At 37.3% G+C, this 20921-nt stretch carries 19 protein-coding genes and 1 other RNA gene; 8 read left to right on the forward strand and 12 right to left on the reverse strand.

Translation table 11 applies throughout. From position 1 onward, the window contains the following. Nucleotides 1–5 precede the first annotated feature (5 nt). From hisIE to hisG, 9 genes are all read right to left on the reverse strand, one after another. Complete coding sequence (gene hisIE, locus OVA16_RS13985) at nt 6–629, reverse strand: bifunctional phosphoribosyl-AMP cyclohydrolase/phosphoribosyl-ATP diphosphatase HisIE (RefSeq protein ID WP_267760456.1); 624 nt, start codon at nt 627–629, stop codon at nt 6–8. A gap of 51 nt (nt 630–680) precedes the next feature. Continuing rightward, nucleotides 681–1379, reverse strand: a complete 699-nt coding sequence (gene hisF / locus OVA16_RS13990) for an imidazole glycerol phosphate synthase subunit HisF (RefSeq protein WP_324288408.1) — start codon at nt 1377–1379, stop codon at nt 681–683. A 4-nt stretch (nt 1380–1383) separates the two neighbouring features. Then, nucleotides 1384–1884: an endonuclease domain-containing protein gene (locus OVA16_RS13995; RefSeq protein WP_267760459.1), complete on the reverse strand. Its 501-nt coding sequence runs from the start codon at nt 1882–1884 to the stop codon at nt 1384–1386. Between the two features lie 86 nt (nt 1885–1970). Continuing rightward, nucleotides 1971–2720: a 1-(5-phosphoribosyl)-5-[(5-phosphoribosylamino)methylideneamino]imidazole-4-carboxamide isomerase gene (gene hisA, locus OVA16_RS14000; protein ID WP_267760462.1), complete on the reverse strand. Its 750-nt coding sequence runs from the start codon at nt 2718–2720 to the stop codon at nt 1971–1973. Nucleotides 2721–2821: 101 nt separating this feature from the next. Continuing rightward, a complete protein-coding gene (gene hisH / locus OVA16_RS14005; RefSeq protein WP_267760465.1) occupies nt 2822–3430 on the reverse strand; it encodes an imidazole glycerol phosphate synthase subunit HisH in 609 nt (202 codons plus the stop codon). Nucleotides 3431–3649: 219 nt separating this feature from the next. After that, nucleotides 3650–4783 carry a bifunctional histidinol-phosphatase/imidazoleglycerol-phosphate dehydratase HisB gene (gene hisB, locus OVA16_RS14010; RefSeq protein ID WP_267760468.1) on the reverse strand — a complete coding sequence of 378 codons (1134 nt, stop codon included), beginning with the start codon at nt 4781–4783 and terminating at the stop codon, nt 3650–3652. Then, nucleotides 4783–5823 carry a histidinol-phosphate transaminase gene (gene hisC / locus OVA16_RS14015; protein ID WP_267760470.1) on the reverse strand — a complete coding sequence of 347 codons (1041 nt, stop codon included), beginning with the start codon at nt 5821–5823 and terminating at the stop codon, nt 4783–4785. Before hisC ends, hisB begins: the two co-directional genes overlap by 1 nt. A gap of 115 nt (nt 5824–5938) precedes the next feature. After that, on the reverse strand, nt 5939–7219 hold the full coding sequence (gene hisD / locus OVA16_RS14020) for a histidinol dehydrogenase (protein WP_267760474.1): 1281 nt from the start codon (nt 7217–7219) through the stop codon (nt 5939–5941). A 193-nt stretch (nt 7220–7412) separates the two neighbouring features. Further along, complete coding sequence (gene hisG, locus OVA16_RS14025) at nt 7413–8264, reverse strand: ATP phosphoribosyltransferase (protein ID WP_267760477.1); 852 nt, start codon at nt 8262–8264, stop codon at nt 7413–7415. A gap of 248 nt (nt 8265–8512) precedes the next feature. Between hisG and OVA16_RS14030 the strand changes: the two genes are divergently transcribed. From OVA16_RS14030 to OVA16_RS14040, 3 genes are all read left to right on the forward strand, one after another. Then, nucleotides 8513–10114: a L,D-transpeptidase family protein gene (locus OVA16_RS14030; protein WP_267760480.1), complete on the forward strand. Its 1602-nt coding sequence runs from the start codon at nt 8513–8515 to the stop codon at nt 10112–10114. Nucleotides 10115–10488: 374 nt separating this feature from the next. Beyond that, on the forward strand, nt 10489–11643 hold the full coding sequence (locus OVA16_RS14035; RefSeq protein WP_267760482.1) for a prolipoprotein diacylglyceryl transferase: 1155 nt from the start codon (nt 10489–10491) through the stop codon (nt 11641–11643). 3 nt (nt 11644–11646) lie between these two features. Then, nucleotides 11647–12441, forward strand: a complete 795-nt coding sequence (locus OVA16_RS14040; RefSeq protein WP_267760485.1) for an inositol monophosphatase family protein — start codon at nt 11647–11649, stop codon at nt 12439–12441. Nucleotides 12442–12544: 103 nt separating this feature from the next. Here the strand turns inward: OVA16_RS14040 and rnpB are convergent. Next, nucleotides 12545–12912: RNase P RNA component class A (gene rnpB / locus OVA16_RS14045), an RNA gene on the reverse strand. Nucleotides 12913–13345: 433 nt separating this feature from the next. Between rnpB and OVA16_RS14050 the strand changes: the two genes are divergently transcribed. Beyond that, complete coding sequence (locus tag OVA16_RS14050) at nt 13346–14644, forward strand: nicotinamide mononucleotide adenylyltransferase (RefSeq protein ID WP_267760488.1); 1299 nt, start codon at nt 13346–13348, stop codon at nt 14642–14644. Between the two features lie 15 nt (nt 14645–14659). Next, the gene (gene rlmF, locus OVA16_RS14055) at nt 14660–15613 is read left to right on the forward strand and encodes a 23S rRNA (adenine(1618)-N(6))-methyltransferase RlmF (protein WP_267760490.1); all 954 of its coding nucleotides are present in this window, start codon (nt 14660–14662) and stop codon (nt 15611–15613) included. A 5-nt stretch (nt 15614–15618) separates the two neighbouring features. Here rlmF and OVA16_RS14060 read toward each other — a convergent pair whose 3' ends face one another. Next, the gene (locus tag OVA16_RS14060; protein WP_267760492.1) at nt 15619–16062 is read right to left on the reverse strand and encodes a GNAT family N-acetyltransferase; all 444 of its coding nucleotides are present in this window, start codon (nt 16060–16062) and stop codon (nt 15619–15621) included. A gap of 220 nt (nt 16063–16282) precedes the next feature. After that, entirely contained in the window at nt 16283–16774 is a 492-nt protein-coding gene (locus tag OVA16_RS14065) for a YajQ family cyclic di-GMP-binding protein (RefSeq protein WP_267760494.1), read from the reverse strand. A gap of 209 nt (nt 16775–16983) precedes the next feature. Here OVA16_RS14065 and OVA16_RS14070 point away from each other — a divergent pair, with 209 nt between their 5' ends. The 3 genes from OVA16_RS14070 (at nt 16984) to OVA16_RS14080 (ending at nt 20798) form a co-directional block, all read left to right on the forward strand. Further along, nucleotides 16984–17655, forward strand: coding sequence for a hypothetical protein (locus OVA16_RS14070; RefSeq protein WP_267760497.1), 672 nt, complete (start codon nt 16984–16986; stop codon nt 17653–17655). A 208-nt stretch (nt 17656–17863) separates the two neighbouring features. Further along, on the forward strand, nt 17864–19918 hold the full coding sequence (gene ppk1, locus OVA16_RS14075; protein WP_267760500.1) for a polyphosphate kinase 1: 2055 nt from the start codon (nt 17864–17866) through the stop codon (nt 19916–19918). A gap of 1 nt (nt 19919) precedes the next feature. Beyond that, nucleotides 19920–20798: an exopolyphosphatase gene (locus OVA16_RS14080; protein ID WP_267760503.1), complete on the forward strand. Its 879-nt coding sequence runs from the start codon at nt 19920–19922 to the stop codon at nt 20796–20798. Nucleotides 20799–20921 lie beyond the last annotated feature (123 nt).

Below are 20921 nucleotides of genomic sequence, written 5' to 3' on the forward strand. Positions count from 1 at the left end.
GGCTATTACTTATGCCTCTTCTCTAAGTTTTCTGCAATGTCTTTTAAGCTCAACTCTTTTTCTTTCAATAAAAACATCAAGTGAAATAACAAGTCGGAAGCTTCATTAATCAAATCTTCTTTAGTTTCAGCTAATGCTGCAATTACGGTTTCAACGCCTTCTTCGCCAACTTTTTGGGCAATCTTGTTTAAACCTTTGCTACGCATCTTATTAATGTACGAACCTTCTACTGGGTTTTCATACCTATCGTTAATGATGTTCTCTAACTCGAAGATAAAATTCTGGTTGTAATCTGTTTTAAAGCAGCTACGTGAGCCCGTATGGCAAGTCGGTCCAACCGGATTTGCTTTAATTAAAATTGTATCGTTATCACAATCGATAGCGATAGAGTGTACGTGTAGAAAATTGCCACTTTCTTCGCCTTTGGTCCATAAACGGTTTTTAGAGCGAGAAAAGAAAGTTACTTTGCCTTCTTGTTGTGTCTTCTCAAAGGCTGCTGTATTCATATAGCCCAACATCAACACTTCTAAAGTTTGGTTGTCTTGAACTACCACGGGAACCCCCCAGCCCCCTGAAGGGGGAGTTTTTCCAAAGTCTATTTGGTTAATGTCTATTTTATCGAAATTCATTTTTAACTTGCTCTATGTAATGTTTAGGTATTAAAGTCCCCTTCAGGGGATTTAGGGGTTTCTTACCGGAATATTATTCCTATTCAATTCCTGTTTCAAATCTGGTATTAAAATCTCTCCGTAGTGAAATACAGAAGCCGCTAAAGCCGCATCTACATTTGCTTTTTGGAAAACCTCCGTAAAATGCTCCATGCTACCAGCGCCACCAGAAGCAATAATCGGAATGTTGATACTATCGTTAATTTTCTTCAATAAACCACAATCAAAACCAGCTTTAGTGCCATCGTGGTCCATCGAAGTTAGCAAGATTTCCCCTGCACCTAAATCTTCCGCTTGTTTAATCCAGCTTTCGGTCTCCAATTCCGTAATTAAGCGACCACCATTTAAGTGAACCATATTTCTGCCATCTACATACTTAGTATCTACTGCAACCACTACAAACTGTACCCCAAAGTTTTTTGCCAATTCTTCAATCAGTTTTGGATTTCGTACAGCAGCAGAGTTGATACTGATTTTATCGGCACCGGCGTTTAGCAAAGCTTCCGCATCTGCAATTTCTGTAATGCCGCCGCCAATGGTAAACGGAATATTCAATTGTCTCGCTACCGATTTTACCATTTCAATCATCGTTTTACGATGTTCGTGTGTAGCGGTAATATCTAAAAACACCAGCTCATCAGCGCCTTGTTGCGCATATTGAGCCGCTAATTCTACCGGGTCGCCTGCATCGCGTAAATCAACAAAGTTCACACCTTTAACCGTGCGACCGTCTTTTACATCTAAGCAGGGGATAATACGTTTTGATAATCCCCCCGCCCCCTAAAGGGGAGGCTGTAAGGCGTTGAGCTTGTATGATTTTATTAATTTCTTCCAAAACTTTATTTGTGTTGTTGTACAGTTCATCGTTTGTAAATCTTAAAACTGTTAACCCTAATCTTTCAAGATATTTTTGACGTTCAATATCATTTTGCAGTATATCAGGCTGATTATGTATGCTGCCGTCTAATTCAATTACTAGCTTCGCTTCATGACAATAAAAATCGGCTATATAATATGCAATAGGATGTTGTCTCCTAAATTTAAAACCAAGTTGTTTTCCTTTTAAATGGTTCCAAAGTAGCGCTTCACTGTCAGTAAGTGTATTCCTTAATCTCTTTGCGTTATCAAAAATCAAATTTGAAGCACCATAAAACATACTGGGCTCTTTTAGCCAAAGCATATCGTAGTCTTCATCATCTAATTCTTTATAAGTCATCCTAGGGAACTATCTATAAAAGTCCCCTTTAGGGGATTTAGGGGTTGTTTTATGCTTTTAAATTCCCCCTTTAGGGGGCTAGGGGGTTAAATCGAACTCAACTGTTGTAAATTCCAATTTTTAACCTCTTCAATAGAAATACGGTTTTCGTAAATTGCTTTACCCACCACCACACTTCTAATTGGTAATTGCGCTAATTCCTCAATATCAGCCATAGCGCTCACACCGCCAGATGCAATTAGTTTAATCATAGGAGAGTGGTCTAACAGTTTTTTGTAAAGATCTACCGCTGCACCGCCTAGTTTACCATCCTTATTAATATCTGTACATAAGAAGCGGAAGAAACCCAGCGCCAGGCATTTATCCACGTAGTCCATCAATTTTATTGGGGAGCTTTCCATCCATCCAGAGTATTTGATTACCTCATCCAACACATCAATAGCAATAACGATACGGTTAGCATAATCATCTTTCTTCGCAAAAGCCTCGCTCAGTTGAGGCAAGAAATCGGGGTTGCTGATGGCTTGTGTACCCACAATTACACGGTGGATACCTGCGTCTAGCAAATTGGTTACCTGTTCAATGGTACGGATACCGCCACCATATTGCACTTTCATATCCGTTTTTTTAATGATATCGAAAAGTGCTTTTTGATTACTAAAATCGCCTTTGGCACCATTCAAATCAATAATATGGATAAAGTCTGTACCATTAGAACGGTATTGTTCTATCATATCATCGATAGAAACATTGTATTCGGTTTTCTGATTGTAATCGCCTTCACGTAAACGAACTACTTTGCCGTCTAAAATATCTATTGCAGGGATAATGTACATTTTGTAAAAGTTAAAAGTTTAAATTCAAAAGTTAAAAGTTGCTGTCGGTAAGTACTTTGCAGTTGTTACCTAATTATCACATCAGCTAATCATCACATCAATTAAAGCATCGAAAAATTCTTCAGCAACCGCTCTCCGGCTTCTCCAGATTTCTCTGGGTGGAATTGTACGCCGTAGAAATTATCTTTCTGTATAGCCGCCGAAAACTTGTTGCCATAAGTTACCGATGCAATGTCAAAAATAGGGTTATATTCAATAAAATAAGAATGAACAAAATAAAATTGTGCGTTATCTTTAACATTGTTAAACAACGGATTGTTTGCGAAACTCACATTGTTCCAGCCCATGTGCGGAACTTTAATGCCTAATGTTTTATCGAAAAGCTTCGTTTTAACAGGTGTAATGTTCAGTAAATCGGCATTACCTTCTTCAGAGTGAGCGGTTAACAGCTGCATACCCACGCAAATTCCTAACACAGGTTTTTTCAATGCTTTAATGGCGGCTACCAAACCCGTCTGTTGTAGTTTTTGCATCGCTGCACCAGCATGGCCTACGCCAGGAATGATGATATGGCTATGTTTTTCCAAATCTGTTTCAGTATTAACCATTGCGTAGGGGATGTTTTGCCTATCCAGCGCAGCGGTTAATGAGAAGATATTGCCAGCTCCGTAGTTTATAATGCCGATGCTGTTTTTTGTGTTGTCGTTCATTTTTTTCGTTTGAAAATGAATGTTGGTGTGTTATAGGTTCTGCTGTCCCGAATTTACTTCGGTGCTGTTCGCTTTACTTCGGGGTAAACACATAGGTTTACCCCGAAGTAAAGCGACTATCGGGTTTAATTTAATCGTCTTTTACTTCGAAATTTCCTTCATAGTCTGTCAATGACGTTGAGGCTGATCAATCGTAATTCGTAACTCTAAAATCGTAAATTAAAGAACCCCCTTAGTGCTCGGTAAAACCATTTTCTCTGCATCACGCTTTACCGCCATTTTTATCGCTTTTGCAAAAGCTTTAAAGATAGCTTCAATTTTATGGTGTTCGTTTTCGCCTTCTGCCTTAATATTCAAATTGCACTTAGCCGCGTCACTAAACGATTTAAAGAAGTGAAAAAACATCTCTGTTGGTACATCGCCCACACGTTCACGTTTAAATTCTGCATCCCAAACAATCCAGTTTCTGCCACCAAAATCAATAGCTACTTGCGCTAGGCAATCGTCCATTGGTAAGCAGAAACCATAGCGTTCTATGCCCAGTTTATTGCCTATGGCCTTTGCAAAAGCTTCTCCAAGTGCTAAACCGGTATCTTCAATGGTGTGGTGCTCATCAATATGTAAATCGCCTTTGGTTAAAATATCCAAATCCATACCACCGTGACGGGCAATTTGGTCTAGCATGTGGTCGAAAAAGTTTAAGCCAGTTTCAATTTTCGCTTTTCCAGTACCGTCTAAATCCAGTTTGATGCTAATTTTAGTTTCGTTAGTATTGCGTTCGTGCTTTACAATTCGGGCACCACCACGTAAAAAAGTATAAATATCTTCCCAATTTTTGGTTTCCAAAGCTATAATGTTGCTCAGCGTTTCGTACTTATCTAAATTCTCTAACGAACCTAAGCTGTCGTTGTTGCGGATGTAAATTCCTTTAGCTCCTAAATTCTTCGCCAATACAATATCATTTAGCCTGTCGCCAATTACAAAAGAATTTTTTAAATCATACGCTTCGTCAAAGTATTTAGTAAGTAGGGCAGTGCCAGGTTTACGTGTTGGCGCATTGTCTTTAGCGAAAGTTTTATCGATAATGATCTCATCAAACACTACACCTTCTGCCGCATAAGTATCTACAATAAAGTTTTGTATAGGCCAAAAATTTTCTTCTGGATGCGAAGCTGTACCCAAACCATCCTGGTTAGTAACCATCACTAATTTATAGTCCAGTTCCTGTGCAATCTTCGAAAGGTAATACAAAGCTCTAGGGTAAAATTTCAGCTTTGCAAAACTGTCTACCTGCTCGTCCTCTGGTTCAATGTTTAACGTCCCATCTCTATCGATGAATAAAATCTTGGTCATTATAGTTGTTCTAATGCGGTTAAAAGTTGGTTGTTTTCTTCTACAGTTCCTACGGTAATGCGCAGGCAATCGTCGCAAAGTACCACTTTAGAGCGGTCTCTTACAATAATTCCTTGTTCTACCAATTGGTTGTAGATATTGTGTGCGCCTTCAATTTTTGCTAAAATAAAGTTGGCATCAGAAGGGTAAACCTTTTCTACTTTTTCCAACCTGCTCAAAGCATTGCCTAATCTATCTCTCTCGCTTACAGTTAATTTTATCCAATCATTTACCTGTTGGATATTCTGTAAAGCCACTAAAGCCAAATCTTGCGTTGCCTGATTGATGTTGTAAGGCGGTTTAACCTTGTTCAGAATGTCAATTACATGGGTTGATGAAAAGGCCATGCCTAAGCGCAATGCTGCCAATCCCCAAGCTTTAGAAAAAGTTTGCAGCACTACCAAATTGGCGTATTCTGTTAATTCTTGAATAAATGTCTTCTGCTTTGCGAAATTGATGTAAGCTTCATCAATCACTACCAATCCTTTGAAGTTGGCTAAAATCGTCTCTATGTCCGTTCTATTTAAAGAATTTCCGGTAGGGTTGTTAGGAGAGCAAATGAAAATCATTTTGGTGTTGGCATCAATCGTTTCGGCAATCTTCTCCAGATCTAACTGAAAATCTGTTGTTAAGTTCACTTTACGCACTTCCACATCGTTGATGTTTGCAGAAACCTCATACATGCCATAAGTTGGTGGCAAAATAATCACATTGTCTTTCCCAGGATTGCAGAAGGCTCTAAAAAGTAGGTCAATGGCTTCGTCGCTGCCATTGCCTAAAAACGTATTTTCGATAGGTACACCCTTAATTTTGCTGATGGCATCTTTTACATCTAGTTGCAATGGGTCTGGATAGCGGTTGTAATTGGCAGGTAGTGGCGAGCCAAAGCTATTTTCGTTTGCGTCTAAATAAACACTCGCTTGTCCTTTAAATTCGTCCCTAGCGGTTGAGTAGGGGCTTAGGTTTTTTATATTTTCTCGTTGTAATTCTCTTACGTCCATTTTTTCTTTTGTTGTGATTTCACAGATTTTTCGATTTCACAGATTTAATTGGTTTGTTTTTTGGATGTTAGTTGTTTGGTTTCTTGTCTTTCGACTAATACCTAATCCCTAACTCCTAATCCTGTAATCTAATCGTTACTGCATTCTTATGCGCCTGCAAGCCTTCTGCCTCTGCTAACACTTCTACCGTTTTACCTATGTTTTTTAAGCCATTGGATGATAAGTGTTGGAAAGTGATTTTCTTAATAAAGGTATCAACTGAAACGCCTGAATAAGCTTTTGCAAAGGCACTTGTAGGTAGCGTATGGTTTGTTCCCGATGCATAATCGCCAGCGCTTTCTGGCGTTAAATTGCCTAAAAACACCGAACCTGCATTGGTAATCAAGGGAATAAGCTCTTCGTACTTTTCAGTGGCTAAAATTAAATGCTCTGGAGCATATAGATTGCTAAACTCCATGCCTTGATGAACATCATCAACCACCATTACGTACGAATTTGCAATGGCTGCTGCTGCAATATCTCTTCTAGGTAGTTCAGTCAACTGCTTTTCAACTTCGCTAATTACTTCTGTTGCAGTTTTATTTGAGGTAACTACTAAAATAGACTGACTATCAGTTCCATGTTCTGCTTGTGCAAGTAGGTCTGCAGCTACGTATGACGGATTGGCAGTCTCATCTGCGAGCACTAGAACCTCCGACGGGCCAGCTGGCATATCAATAGCTACGCTATTTTGAACTTGCTTTTTTGCTTCGGTTACGTAACGGTTGCCCGGACCGAAAATCTTATACACCTGCGGAACGGTTTCGGTACCGTAAGCCATTGCAGCTACGGCTTGTGCGCCGCCAACTAAGTACACTCTTTCGATATTAAGTAAAGTTGCAACATAAGCAATATAGCAATTCACTTTGCCATCACTTTGTGGCGGTGAGCAAACTACAATTTCCTTACAACCTGCAATTTTTGCCGGAATACCTAACATCAAGAAAGTGCTAGGCAGCACAGCGGTGCCTCCAGGAATGTATAAACCAACACGCTCAATAGCTCTAGCTTCACGCCAGCAAGTAACGCCGGGCATGGTTTCTATTTTGTCTTCAGTTTTTAGTTGCGAAGTATGGAAAGTATGGATGTTCTGATAAGCTGTATCAATTGCAGCTTTCACTTCCGCTGGAATTTGTTTAGCCAGTTCGGCCAGTTCTTCCTTGCCAATAAAAAGAGAAGAAAGCGCTATGTTGTCGAACTGTTGTGCGTAACTAAGTAGGGCGTTGTCGCCGTTACTTTTTACGTTGTTAATGATCTCTTCGGTTCTAGATTTAACTAAATTGTCGTCAGCAATGCTGCGTGAACATAGCTCTTTTAGTTCTTGTTTACTTAAATCTTTAAAGTTGTAGATTTTCAATGTTTTAAAATTTTAAATTAACTAATAGTTAATAGTAAAAATTAAAGTATTTGATGATTTATTTTATTTTTTTAACACACAGTAACATAGGTTTATTAAAAATCATTTGTTTTAATTAGGATGAGTATAAGATGGTAACACCCCATTTTTACAGTATGATTTGCTATGTATCCATGTGGATCCAACCACTTATTTAAGCAATGATTTTCTCAATTGGCATCACTACAATTCCTTGTGCGCCGGCAGCTTTTAGGCTATTGATTTTTACCCAGAAATCTTGCTCGTCAATTACCGAATGTACGGCAACCCAATCTTCCTCGAACAATGGAACCACTGTTGGACTTTTTACTCCAGGTAATAAATCTACCACTGCTTTTAAGTTTTCTTTTGCCACATTAAGCACCACATATTTGGTGGTTCTAGCTCTAAGTACCGATTGTATTCTTTGAACAATTTCTACCACTTCGGTATTAAATTCTAAACCAGGGGTAGATACTAGAACGGCTTCAGAATTCATTACGCTAGTGAAAGGTTTTAGGCCGTTGTTTTTTAAAGTTCCGCCTGTAGATACAATATCGAATATCGCATCACTTAACCCTAAGCCTGGGCCAATTTCTACCGAACCAGAAATGTTTCTAATCTGCGCATTCACTTGGTTTGCTTTCAGGTATTTTCCTAGAATTACAGGGTAAGATGTCGCAATTACTTTTCCATCTAGCTTGGCAACGGTATCAATATCACTATCGTTCTTAACTGCAATTTTTAAAGAACATTTGCCAAAGCCCAATTTTTGGAGATAAGATACGTTGGCACCTGTTTCTACAATTACATTTTCGCCAACTATGCCTAAATCGGCAATGCCGTCTTGTACGTATTCTGGAATATCATCATCTCTAAGAAAAAGAATTTCTAAAGGGAAGTTGGTAACAGTTGAGATAAGGGAGCTTTTGTAGTTTTCGAAAGATAAACCACAATTTTTAAGAATTTCTACTGATTTTTCGTTTAATCTACCCGATTTCTGGATAGCAATTTTAAGTGTTTTCACTTTTATTAAATTATAGGATAAGAAATATAAAATCTATTTTTTAAAACCATTCTGAAGTACAGAATATCAAATTACATATCGCCACAATGGCGATGGTGTAGATGAAAATGATGGTTTAAAGATAGGTTCATTATACTTGTTTCTTTTCCTTAATTTTGCAGGATATGCAGCAAATATATACTAGTTTGGTATACAATCCAAAAAAAATGGCATTTAATTTGCATAAAGTGCTTGTTTAATTAAAATTGATGTTAAAAATAACCTTCTTGAATTTGAGAAAAGCGCTACTTTTTGTTGTTTTATGTATGTTTATAACAGGCTGCGATTGGTTTAGAGAAAAGCCAGAAATTGCCGCCGTATTGGCTAAACATTTTGATAACAAGATATATAATAAATTTGATACCGCAGTTTATCTCCCTATTTTTAAGGCTAAATTAGAAACCCAAAGCAAGGATTTTCTGAACCCGAAAGTAATTGCTGCTTTTTACGAGAAGAACCAATATCTACCCAAATTGGTTACTAAATTCTACGTAACGGGACAATTAGATACTTTAAAAAGTTTTGTTTTACAAAGCAAAGCCGATGGTTTTAATCCAGAGATTTTTAATGCTGCTGCTTACGAGAAGCAATTACAATCCCTCAATCGAAACAAATTTAAAACTATTGACGAAGTTTACGAAGCTGTTGCAGATCTAGAATTGAACACCGCCTACATCCTGAATAAGTACACCAATTTTATGGGCTATGGCAGTATCAATCCCCGTAATTTTTTTAATCGGTTTTACATTAAGGTACTTCGTCCGGATAGTTTGAAAATGGACTCTGTGCTTAACACCGAGAATTTGGTAGCAGAATTAAAGAAAGTACAGCCTAATGCTAAATCTTATGTTGATTTAAAAGAAGCTTTAAAAAGTTATCGCGATAGCATAGGTAATGAAGAAGCGGTAGAAATTAAATCTATTAAGATGAATTTGGAACGCATGCGTTGGCGTTTGCCACTACAAACCGAAGAACTGGTAGTGGTTAACATTCCCGATTTTACGTTAACCTGGTTTAAACAAAACGATACACTTGCACACATGAATGTATGTGTGGGAGGTAAGAGAGAGGCAGCATATACTCAAAAAATAAAAACTTTCCTTAAAACAGGGAAGTTAGACGATAAGCCTAAAAACCACGAAACTCCACAGTTATTTAGTGTCTTTAATGCCATACAGGTAAACCCAATCTGGAATATTCCGGTAAGTATTGCTAAAAGCGAAATTTATTGGATGGCCAGAAAAGATCCTTACTACTTGTCTAACAACAACATTAAGGTTTATTACAAAGGAAAATTAGTGGCCGATCCAGATACCATTAACTGGAATAAATATCCTAGGGAGAAACTACCTTTTAACTTTAAACAAGGTTCTGGAGAAGGTAACGCCTTAGGTAAGTTCAAATTTGTATTTGATAATAGTTCTAGTATTTACCTGCATGATACCAACAATAAGTACGGTTTTAAACTAGCTAATAGGGCTATTAGCCATGGTTGTGTGCGCATAGAGCAGCCTTTAAAGTTTGCAGAGCTCATGGTAAAAGACAAATACCAATATGATAAATTGCGTATGGATGTGGATTTGCCACCAATAGACACTACTAAAAATGAGGTTTTTAAAAAGAAACTAGCTAAAAAAGCAGATACCCTTAACATTTTTCAATTAAAACCTACTTGGTATGCGCCACGTAAAAGCATAGGTGTGTTTATTGCTTATTATACCGCATGGGCGGATAAGGGTAAAGTGCAATTTAGACCCGATGTGTATGAATATGATCCCATTTTGTGGCAGGCGATTAAACGCTACATGTAATTATTGTTTGTGCTGTGAAGTAGCTTTTGTACTCGTTCTACAATTTGTAAATCATTTTTCTTTCCATGCTGTCGCACGCGTGCCGCGTGTGCATATTTAGCAAAATGTAGAAAGGAAAATGGTTTTGCACACGCCACAGGCGTTCACCAGCGTGGGGGGATAAGGGTAAAGTTCAGTTTAGAGCCGATGTGTATGAATACGACCCAATTTTGTGGCAGGCGATTAAACGCTACATGTAATTATAGTTTTGTTCTGTGAAGTACCTTTTGTACTCGGTCTACAATTTGTAAATAAGCCAGTGAAGCTTTAAAAAGCTACCAAAAAAGACCGAAAGAATAGGCGATTTTTATATATTCGCCTAAACTTTTTAATGTATGTTTCCAACCGTATCCCATTTTATTTCTTATTTGTTTGGCATTGAGGTGCCTTTGCCATTTAATACCTTTGGCGTATTTGTGGCTTTGGCATTTGTGGCAGGTTATTGGGCTTTTACCGAAGAGTTAAAACGTAAAGAGGCACTTGGTATTTTAAAGCCTGTAAAACACGTAACTACTATTGGCGAACCTGCTTCTACCTGGGAATTGATCTCTAATGGCTTGTTCGGGTTTTTAATTGGCTATAAGCTAATTTATGCATTGGCAAACTACAAGATGTTTGTTGCCGATTCGCAAACCGTATTGCTATCTACCAAAGGCAACTTGTTAGGTGGCTTAGGCTTGGCAGTATTATTTGTGTATTGGTCTTATAAAGAAAAGCAAAAAACAAAATTACCTACGCCTAAAAAAGTAGAAGTTACCGTTCGCCCGCACGAACTGATGAGCAGCATGATTGTTTGGGCGGCTGTGTGGGGCTTTTTAGGTGCTAAGATATTCGATAACCTTGAGCATTGGGATACCTTTATTCAAGACCCAATTGGAGGTTTGCTCTCATTTAGTGGTTTAACTTTTTACGGTGGTTTAATTTGTGGTGGTGCAGCGGTGCTATACATCGCACACAAAAACGGAATTAAGCCGCTACACATGTTAGATGTGGGTGGGCCAGGTATGATGTTGGCTTACGGCGTTGGCCGTATTGGTTGTCATTTATCTGGAGATGGCGATTGGGGAATAGACAACTTAAATCCTAAGCCATTTAACTGGCTGCCAGATTGGCTGTGGGCTTATACTTATCCAAATAACGTTGCGGGCGAGGGCAATCCAATACCGGGCTGTGTAGGTAGGTTTTGTAACGAATTACCAAACCCCGTTTACCCAACGCCAATTTATGAAGTTATTGCGGCTCTTTTAATTTTTTGGTTTCTGTGGAAAATTAGAACTAAAATCAATATTCCGGGTATGATGTTTGGCATTTACTTAATGTTTAGTGCAGTAGAACGTTTCTTGGTAGAATTAATTAGGGTAAACTCCAAATACACAGTAGCAGGCATTCCCTTTACCCAAGCAGAGCTAATTTCGTTGATATTGTTTATTGCTGGAGCCTTACTGGTTTCAAACGCGTTAAAAAACAAAGATAAACTTGCAAGCTATTAAGCCATGGATTTAGAGTTATTATGCAATAAAGTAGTGGCTATAGCTAGGCTTACAGGTAATTTTATTAGAAAAGAATCCTTAGCTTTCGAAATTAGTTCGATAGAGTATAAAGGCTTAAACGACTTGGTTTCTTATGTAGATAAAACCGCCGAAAGACAATTGGTAAAAAACTTGAAAAAAGTATTGCCAGAAGCGGGTTTCATTACCGAAGAAGACGAAACAGAAAATACTTACGATAAACCGTTTACTTGGATTATCGATCCCCTAGATGGTACCACAAATTTCATCCACGGCATTCCAACTTTTTCTATCAGCATAGCCTTGTATGAAGGAAAAGAACCTATTCTGGGCGTAGTTTACGAAATTAATAGGGGAGAGATGTTCTATTCTTACAAAGGTGCTCCCGCTTATTTAAACAATAAAGAGATCAGGGTTTCTAAAGCAACCGATTTATCGCAATGCTTATTGGCTACTGGTTTTCCATATTATCAATTTGATAAGCAGCCACAGTACATTAAACTATTTACCGAAATGATGCAGAAATGCCATGGCCTACGTAGAATTGGTTCTGCGGCGGTAGATTTGGCTTATGTAGCTTGTGGTAGGTTCGATGCCTATTTTGAATACAACCTTAATTCTTACGATATGGCTGCTGGTGCTTTTTTGGTAAAACAAGCAGGTGGTACGTTGCTTAATTTTTCTGGTGGTAACGAATACCTCGAAACTAGGGAAATTGTGGCCACTAACGGTTTAATTACGCAAGAAATTTTAGATACCATTAAGAAGCATTTTGAATAAATAAGATGAAACTTGCTAAATCTTGTTTAAAAAGATTTAGCTAAAAGTGTGATATCCATTAAACATTAAAGCTCCGCGTATAAAACGGAGCTTTAATGTTTTTAAAAAATGCAAACCTATAAGCCGGGTTCTGTTCCGATAAATCGGCTTCTATCATTAATCTACTGTAAGCGTCGCCACTTACCTCTAACGACCTACCCACTAACATCGGACGAGCAGCCCTACATGCGTTAGCCTATTTGGTCTTTCAACTCCCGGGGTTTACCAACCTTGCTATCACTAACAAAGCTCGTGAGCTCTTACCTCACGTTTTCACCCTTACCCCAATAAATGTGGCGGTATATTCTCTGTGGCACTTTCCGTGGCTCAGGTTTTCAATCCTAAACCCCTTCCCGTTAGGAAGCGAGATGCTCTACGTTGCCCGGACTTTCCTCTCCGATGTAAAATCGGAGCGATAGAACAGCTTGCATGGGCACAAAGGTAGCATTTTAATTCTGTGTAGCTTTTAGAAAAGCAATTTCCTGAGCTATTTTTTAACGATAGTCCCGTTATCCGCTTTACTACGGGGCAAACACAAAGGTTTGCCCCTACGTGTTCGCTGCTACCGGGTTTAGTATGCAAAACCTGTACGCTTGGCAACATTGCCCAGTGTGCTTAGCAAAGGCCTTGCGTTTTAAACGGGATAGCAGCGGCAGCTCCGATTGAGCGTAGCGAAAGCGGGACTACAGCGAATAGCCCGACGTACGGATAATAGTAGTAATGGCATTGCTTTTCAAATAGCCAATATTTTGTATAGCCAAAACTTTCAACTTTAGACTTTCAACTTTACGCTTTCAGCTAGTTTAGAAACAAACCAAATTAAATACACATTCGGCGATTTAACCTATTTTAGTAATTTTGCAGCATGCAACAAGAAATCATCGATATTAAGCGGAAGGCGCTCAAAATAAACTTGAATCCTAAAATCTATGGCACATTTGCAGAAATTGGCGCCGGACAAGAAGTTTCGAGAGCGTTTTTTAACGTAGGTGCTGCATCTGGAACGGTTGCAAAAACCATATCGGCATACGATATGACTTTTAGTGATGAAATTTACGGTGCCGAAGAATCGGGGCGTTACGTAAGTCAGAACCGTTTGTTAAAGATGCTTGACCACGAGTATTCGTTGCTAATTGAGCGTTTAAAAGGAGATAAACACGAAGATAAAACGTTTTTTGCCTTTGCAAACACCGTGACTACTTTAAATTATACCCGTACCAATGATCCTCATGGTTGGGTGGGTTTGCGTTTTCAAAGCGAGCCGGGCGGTTTGCCCAACGAAATTTATTTTCACGTGCGCTTGTTAGATACCGATGTACAGATGCAACAACGGGTGTTGGGCATGATTGGAGTGAACCTAGTTTATGCAGCCTTTTACTACGCCAACGATCCTAAAAAGATGATCGAATCTTTGGTAGATAACTTAAATGTGGGTTCGGTGGAGATAGATTTGATTTCTGTTCAAGGTCCTGATTTTAAGGATATCAACAACTTGTTATTAAATTTGTACTTAATTATTAAAGATTTCTCTACAGCCGCTATTTTCGATTCTGATTCGCACCCTCGCCAAGCTAAAGATTTGCTTTACAAAAAGGATGTGATGATTTTACGTACCAAATACGGACAAAAATCTAATCCTAATTTTAGTTTGTTTAATAAGGCAGCAGATCAATTTAAGCTGGTAAACAAAGTTGAAAACAGCAACTTGATTGTAATGATTGAGGTTTTGATTACCAACGTGTTAACGGCAGCGCAAGAAACACCAGATGATATAGATTTAGAAGTGGTGGCAAAAAGGGCAGAGGAAATGTGTAAAACGGGCAACTTTGTTATTGTTTCTAACTTTACCCGTAAAAATAGGCTAGCTAAGTACTTGGATAGGTGCAGGCCTAAAAGTGTGGGTATGTCTACCAATATCAACAACTTAAAATTTGTATTTAACTCTTCAAATTTCGGCGAAAACTATACTGGGCATTTATTAAGTTATGTTAACGACATGTTTAGCAGGAATGTAAGATTGTTTGCTTATCCTTTCTTAGATAAAAAATCTAATACGGTTATTAATACCAAAAATATGCCGGTATCGCCAGAAGCTAAACCACTGTTCGATTTCTTAATATTGAACGGCTATATTACTGATATTGAGCATTATAATGAGGGGTGAAGTAAAAACAGTTTAATGGAAAAGAAACACAAGCCTGCCGAAAAAAGTAGTCTGCATGTTAGAAACAAACATCAATCTCGTTACAATTTCGAAGCTTTAAAAGTTGCTTTACCCGAACTTTCAGAACTTGTGGCCATTAACAAATATGGCGATGAGTCGATAGATTTTGCTAATCCAAAAGCGGTTAAAACCTTAAACAAGGCATTGTTAAAGTATTTTTATCAAATAGATTTTTGGGATATTCCAGAAGGCTATTTGTGCCCGCCTATACCAGGAAGGGCAGATTATATCCATTACGCCGCTGATTTGCTGGCTTCTTGTAATGAGCAGAAAATTCCAACCGCAAAGAAAATAAAAGTGCTGGATGTTGGCGTGGGGGCAAATTGCGTGTACCCAATTATTGGTAGCCAAGAGTATGGTTGGCAGTTTGTGGGCTCTGATATTGATGATTTGGCTGTCAAATGCGCAAAAAGTATAGTTGCTACTAACACTAACTTGGTAAAAAATGTAGAAATTAGGCTGCAAACCGTAAAAACTGAAATCTTTAAAAACATTATCCGAAAGGATGAAAAATTTGATCTCACAATTTGTAATCCTCCATTTCATGCCTCGGCAGAAGAAGCAAATGCAGGCTCGCAACGTAAAAATAGAAACTTGGGCAACAAGAATTACTCAAATCCTGTACTTAACTTTGGTGGTAAAAATACCGAACTGTGGACTAAAGGCGGCGAAGTAGCATTTGTAGGCAAAATGATTGAAGAGAGTCAGCTTTTCAAAAATCAGTGTTTGTGGTTTACAAGTTTGGTGTCTAAAAGCGAAAATTTAGGTGCAATTTATGCCATGCTTAAAAGGGCAGAAGCAGCAGAAGTGAGAACTAGCGAAATGACCACAGGTAATAAAATAACCAGAATTGTAGGCTGGACTTTTATGGATACAGCACAACAAAATGCTTGGGTTAAGGCTTGGTAATGCGTTTAACTACCTTTACTATACAAGTCCTTAAAAACAATACCCATTTGGTTTTCTGGGTTTTCGATAGCTTTAAAACCAAATTGCTCATACAAGCCGTGTGCATCTAACGTGGCTAATTGGTAGCGGCGTAAACCTTGTAAATCTGGGTGGAATAGCATTAATGCCATCAGCTTTTTAGAAAGGCCTAAGCCACGAAATTCTTCTGCTACATACACATCACATAAATAGGCAAAAGTAGCTTTATCGGTTATCCATCTCGCAAAACCAACTTGTTGCTGATCTTTGTAAATACCAAAGCAGAGCGAGTTGCTTATAGATTTCTCTACCAATTCGTAAGAAATATCTTTTGCCCAATAAGATTGTGTACTTAAATAGTGATGTACTGCTTTAACGTCTACTAAATTGCGATCGTCTGAAAATATAAAACCGTTTTCTTTGATTTCCAAGTTTCTTGAATTTTGAATGAGTAAGTGAGCGAATGATTGAATAAGCCGATATAGTTTTTAGGAATTTTTGAATAACGGAATGGATTAAACTTGATGCAAAGGTTTACTCATTCGAAATTCAATCATTTAATGGTTTTGGATGATTAATAATGGGATGAGGTTTATGAGCATTCGCAAATATTTACTTTACTCATTTACTCATTCGAAATTCAATCATTTCTTAATTCCTCATATTAATAAACTGCAAAGGCTGCCCAAAATCTTCGCCTCTACATAGTTGAATAACTTTCTGCAGATCATCAATGTTTTTGCTTTGCACACGCACTTGGTCTTCCATCATTGATGGTTGCAATTTAAGCTTGCTATCTTTAATTTTAGCGACAATCTTTTTAGCGGTTTCCCTATCAATTCCCTCTTTTACAGTTACTTCTTTTCTAATCATGTTGCCAGAAGCGATAGTTTCCTTGCCGAAATCCAAACTATTTGGGTCTAAATGTTGTTTCATCATTCTAGAGATAATAGAATCTACAATCGCTTTTAAGCGCATATCGTCTTCGGTAATAATAGTAATGATATTTGTTTTCTTATCTAGCTCTATGCTGCTTTTAGAAGTGTTAAAGTCGTACCTGTTTAAAATCTCTTTTTTAGCATTGTTTATTGCATTATCTAGCGTTTGTGCATCTATTTTACTTACTATATCGAAACTTGGCATGAAATGGTGCTTTAATTGAAAAGAATTGATAAATTTATTTGGTTACAAAAAAACGCAAAAAATAGATGAAAATATCATCCTTTTAGAAATATACCTTAGTTTTTTATTCTTATTCTTAATCTTAAATGTATGAACTGTCTTTTTAACTGCTTATAACAATTGATAACAGGATGGTCTTGATAGTTCATCAATCTTAAAACAATCAAAAAATGAAATCTAATAAAGCAAAAACATCAAAAAAATCTACAAAAAAATCTACAAAAAAAGCCGCTAAAAAGCAGTTAGAGAAAAGTTTAACTGAAAAGTTTATAGAGGCCGTTAAGGGTTTGGGGCATAATGCAGAATCTATTGGTGCCGATGTAGCGAAAGCTAGTAAAGCCGTTGCTAAAAAACTTGCCAAAAAACTTACCGAAGTGAAAGAGGCAGTAGATCATAAGATTGAGGATATTGGCTCATCAAAAAAGCAAGTAGTAGCTAAAAAAATAAAAGCAGTGAAAAAAGATGTGCCTAAGCTGGTTAAAAAAGTGGATAAATCTGCAGATAAAATTGTGAAGAAAGCGGTTAAAAAAGCAAAGCCAGTGGTAAGTAGTGTAAAAGTTGCTGCTTTAGAAACCGAAGAAAAGGTGGCGAAAGCAGTTAAAGCGCCAGTAAAAAAAGCCACGTCAACAGTAAAAAAGACAGCAGATAAAGCTGTGGCTACGACCGTTAAACCTGCCATTAAAAAAACTACTGCTAGTGCTAAAAAAGCGATTGATACGGTTGCTGAAAAAACTCCGCAAGCTAAAACTGTAACCAAACCAACTGCCGCAACTAAAAAAGCGCCGGTAAATACACCTGCTGTAAAAGCACCTAGTGCCGCCAAAAAAACCAATGTTAAATAATTGATTTTTGTTAATCTACACTTAATCTTAATTTAACACGAATTTTTAAAATTTGAAAACCCTTAAAAGCAAACTTAACCACATAGATACGTAGAAATGTTTAGATCAAAATAGATCTAATTAGAAATGTTATATATTTCTTGTTTAAAACCTATCTGTCTATGTGGTTATAGTAAAACTGCCTTAAAGGATTTTGTAGATTTACCCAATGGCCAAAAAGAAGCTTCCTTTTTTAAATAGAGAAATAAGTTGGTTGTATTTTAACGAACGTGTGCTGCAAGAAGCGGCAGACGAAACCGTGCCATTAATAGAGCGCATCAAATTTCTTTCTATCTTTTCTTCAAATCTTGATGAGTTTTATCGGGTTAGGGTGGCCTCTTTAAACAGGTTGGTTAATTTGAATGAAAAAGCAAAAGCTTTGTTGGGTTTTAATCCCAAAAAGGTGCTTGACGAGATCAAAAATATCGTAGTAAAGCTAGAGCGGCGTTTCGAAACGCTTTTTCAGGATATCCTAATTACCGAATTGGCTCAAAAGCGGATATTTATCTTAAACCATACACAGCTTAACGTTTCTCGTGGCGAGTTTGTTAGGCAGCATTTTAGGGACAAAATTCTTTCCAATCTGGTACCTATTATGATTGATGTGAACAAGCCGTTTCCAGAATTAAAAGATAGGGCTTTGTATTTCTTTGTACAGCTTTCTAATAACTCTGGAAAAAACGAGAAATATGCAATTTTGGAGCTTCCAGATAGTATTTCTAGGTTTTTAGTTTTACCAGAAACCAACGATTTAAAGTTCATCATCCTTTTAGAAGATATCATTAAATACTGTTTAGATGATATTTTCTACGTGTTTAACTACAAGGAAATTCAGGCTTACTCTATTCAGCTAACAAGAGATGCCGAATTAGATATTGATAAGAATGTAAGCGATAAATTTATAGATGAGCTTCGCAAAAGCATTGATAAAAGGAAACGAGGCAAGCCTATGCGTTTGCTTTACGATAGTGATATGCCTTTTGATATGTTAAGCTTTTTGGTAAGCAAATTAAAAGTAGGTGCCGATGGCTTAATTCCGGGTAATAAATACCATCGTTTTGGCGATTTTATTGCCTTTCCTAATGTAGGAGCAAAGGAGTTGGAATATCCAGCTATGGTGCCCTTAAAAGTAAAAAACCTGCATAGAACAGAAAGTTTCTTCAAAAAAATTGCCGAAAAGGATTTTGTGGTGCATTTGCCTTATCAATCTTATGATTATATCATTTTATTTTTAAGAGAAGCAGCTATTGATCCAAAAGTTACAGAAATTAACATCACTTTGTACCGTTTGGCCGAAAACTCTAAGGTGGTTAATGCCTTAATTAATGCCGCTAAAAATGGTAAGGCGGTAAATTGCTTGGTAGAGTTAAAAGCTCGTTTCGATGAAAGTGCCAATATATTTTGGACCAACCGTTTAATGGAAGAAGGTGTGAATGTAAACTATGGCCTAACCGACTTTAAGGTGCATTCCAAAATTTGTTTGGTTAAACGTATTGATAAACGAAAAACAACTTATTACGCCAATTTAGCTACTGGCAACTTTAACGAAAAAACTGCCCGTATCTATTGCGATCATAGTATCTTTACCTCAAAAACCGAAATTACGTCTGAACTAGTAAAACTATTTGCCGCTCTAAATAAACGTACGGTAGCTAAAGGTTTCAAATATTTAATCGTATCTCCAATTGATTCTAGAAATAGATTTTACAGTTTAATAGATAGAGAAATTAAGAATGCCAAAGCTGGCAAAATTGCTTACATGGTTTTGAAAGTAAATAGTTTGGCCGATGAAGGTATGGTGGAAAAACTTTATGAAGCCAGCAATGCCGGTGTACAAATTAAGTTAATTGTACGGGGTATTTGCTGTTTAGTGCCTGGGGTTAAAAATTACAGTGAAAATATTACGGTAATAAGTATAATAGATAGGTTTTTAGAACATGCCCGGGTTTTTATTTTTGGAAATGGAGGTAAGGAGGAAATGTTTCTGTCTTCTGCAGATTTAATGTCTCGTAATTTTGAACACCGTGTAGAAGTTGGTTTCCCAATTTTAGATGATGAAGTAAAGCAAGAAATTAAAGATATCATTGATTTGCAATTGCAGGATAATGTAAAAGCAAGAAATATTACCAAAACAAACGATAACAGATACCATAAAAACAGATTGGCTACTAAGATAAGGGCTCAGTACCAAACTTATAGTTACCTAAAAAACAAACATCAATAACATGCTCAGATACGCCGCCATAGATATTGGTTCTAATGCAGTACGATTATTAATTGCCGATATCAACCAGAATGATAGAGGTAGTAGTTTCAAGAAAAATACGTTGGTACGTGTGCCGCTACGTTTAGGAGATGATGCATTTTTGGATCAGGAGTTATCTGACAAAAAAATTGATGATCTGGTAAAAACGATGATTGCCTTTAGGAATTTAATGGACGTTTATCACGTTACAGATTACCTTGCCTGTGCAACATCGGCTATGCGTGAAGCTAAAAATGGTAAACTGGTAATAGATAAAATAAAGGAATTGGCCAATATCGATATCGAAATTATTGAAGGCCAACGAGAAGCCAGTATCATTTATTCTAACCATATAGAAGAGAACTTAGATATTAAAAAAAGTTACCTATATATTGATGTTGGTGGTGGTAGCACCGAGCTATCTGTTTTTGTAAATAAACAACCTGTAGCTTCTAAGTCATTTAATTTGGGTACCATACGTATTTTAGATAATCAGGACAAAGAAGAGACTTGGCACGAAATGAAAGATTGGATTAAGGAGCACACAAAAGAACTAAAGCAAGTTGTAGGTATTGGTACTGGCGGAAATATTAATAAATTGTTTAGAATGAGTGGAGAAAAGGAAGATATGCCTTTGTCTTTCTTGAAATTAAGAAATATGTATAACGAATTGAATGCTTATTCGCTGAAAGAGCGTATTTCTATATTGAAACTGAACCAAGATAGGGCAGATGTGATTATTCCGGCTTGCGAAATTTATTTAACGGTAATGAAATGGGCTGGCATTAAGCAAATTTTTGTGCCTAAAGTTGGTATGGTAGACGGCATTATTAATCTCTTGATGGAAGAAAATTTGTAATCAAAAATACTTTTTTTTAAACCTCTGGTAGCCTTTTTATGTATTCCATTATTCAAGTCTATCGTAGGGCAATCTGGTAATTTGCAACCGTCAATTAAGTATTTATCTCGGCAACAACTTTAT

It is taken from the genome of Pedobacter sp. SL55, assembly GCF_026625705.1.
Lineage (GTDB): Bacteria > Bacteroidota > Bacteroidia > Sphingobacteriales > Sphingobacteriaceae > Pedobacter.

Bases quoted from the DNA above. Each gene is read 5' to 3' on its own strand.
- hisIE (WP_267760456.1), bottom strand. From the start codon at position 629: ATGAATTTCGATAAAATAGACATTAACCAAATAGACTTTGGAAAAACT.
- OVA16_RS13995 (WP_267760459.1), bottom strand. From the start codon at position 1,884: ATGACTTATAAAGAATTAGATGATGAAGACTACGATATGCTTTGGCTA.
- hisA (WP_267760462.1), bottom strand. From the start codon at position 2,720: ATGTACATTATCCCTGCAATAGATATTTTAGACGGCAAAGTAGTTCGT.
- hisH (WP_267760465.1), bottom strand. From the start codon at position 3,430: ATGAACGACAACACAAAAAACAGCATCGGCATTATAAACTACGGAGCT.
- hisB (WP_267760468.1), bottom strand. From the start codon at position 4,783: ATGACCAAGATTTTATTCATCGATAGAGATGGGACGTTAAACATTGAA.
- hisC (WP_267760470.1), bottom strand. From the start codon at position 5,823: ATGGACGTAAGAGAATTACAACGAGAAAATATAAAAAACCTAAGCCCC.
- OVA16_RS14030 (WP_267760480.1), top strand. From the start codon at position 8,513: ATGTTAAAAATAACCTTCTTGAATTTGAGAAAAGCGCTACTTTTTGTT.
- OVA16_RS14035 (WP_267760482.1), top strand. From the start codon at position 10,489: ATGTTTCCAACCGTATCCCATTTTATTTCTTATTTGTTTGGCATTGAG.
- OVA16_RS14040 (WP_267760485.1), top strand. From the start codon at position 11,647: ATGGATTTAGAGTTATTATGCAATAAAGTAGTGGCTATAGCTAGGCTT.
- OVA16_RS14050 (WP_267760488.1), top strand. From the start codon at position 13,346: ATGCAACAAGAAATCATCGATATTAAGCGGAAGGCGCTCAAAATAAAC.
- rlmF (WP_267760490.1), top strand. From the start codon at position 14,660: ATGGAAAAGAAACACAAGCCTGCCGAAAAAAGTAGTCTGCATGTTAGA.
- OVA16_RS14065 (WP_267760494.1), bottom strand. From the start codon at position 16,774: ATGCCAAGTTTCGATATAGTAAGTAAAATAGATGCACAAACGCTAGAT.
- OVA16_RS14070 (WP_267760497.1), top strand. From the start codon at position 16,984: ATGAAATCTAATAAAGCAAAAACATCAAAAAAATCTACAAAAAAATCT.
- ppk1 (WP_267760500.1), top strand. From the start codon at position 17,864: ATGGCCAAAAAGAAGCTTCCTTTTTTAAATAGAGAAATAAGTTGGTTG.
- OVA16_RS14080 (WP_267760503.1), top strand. From the start codon at position 19,920: ATGCTCAGATACGCCGCCATAGATATTGGTTCTAATGCAGTACGATTA.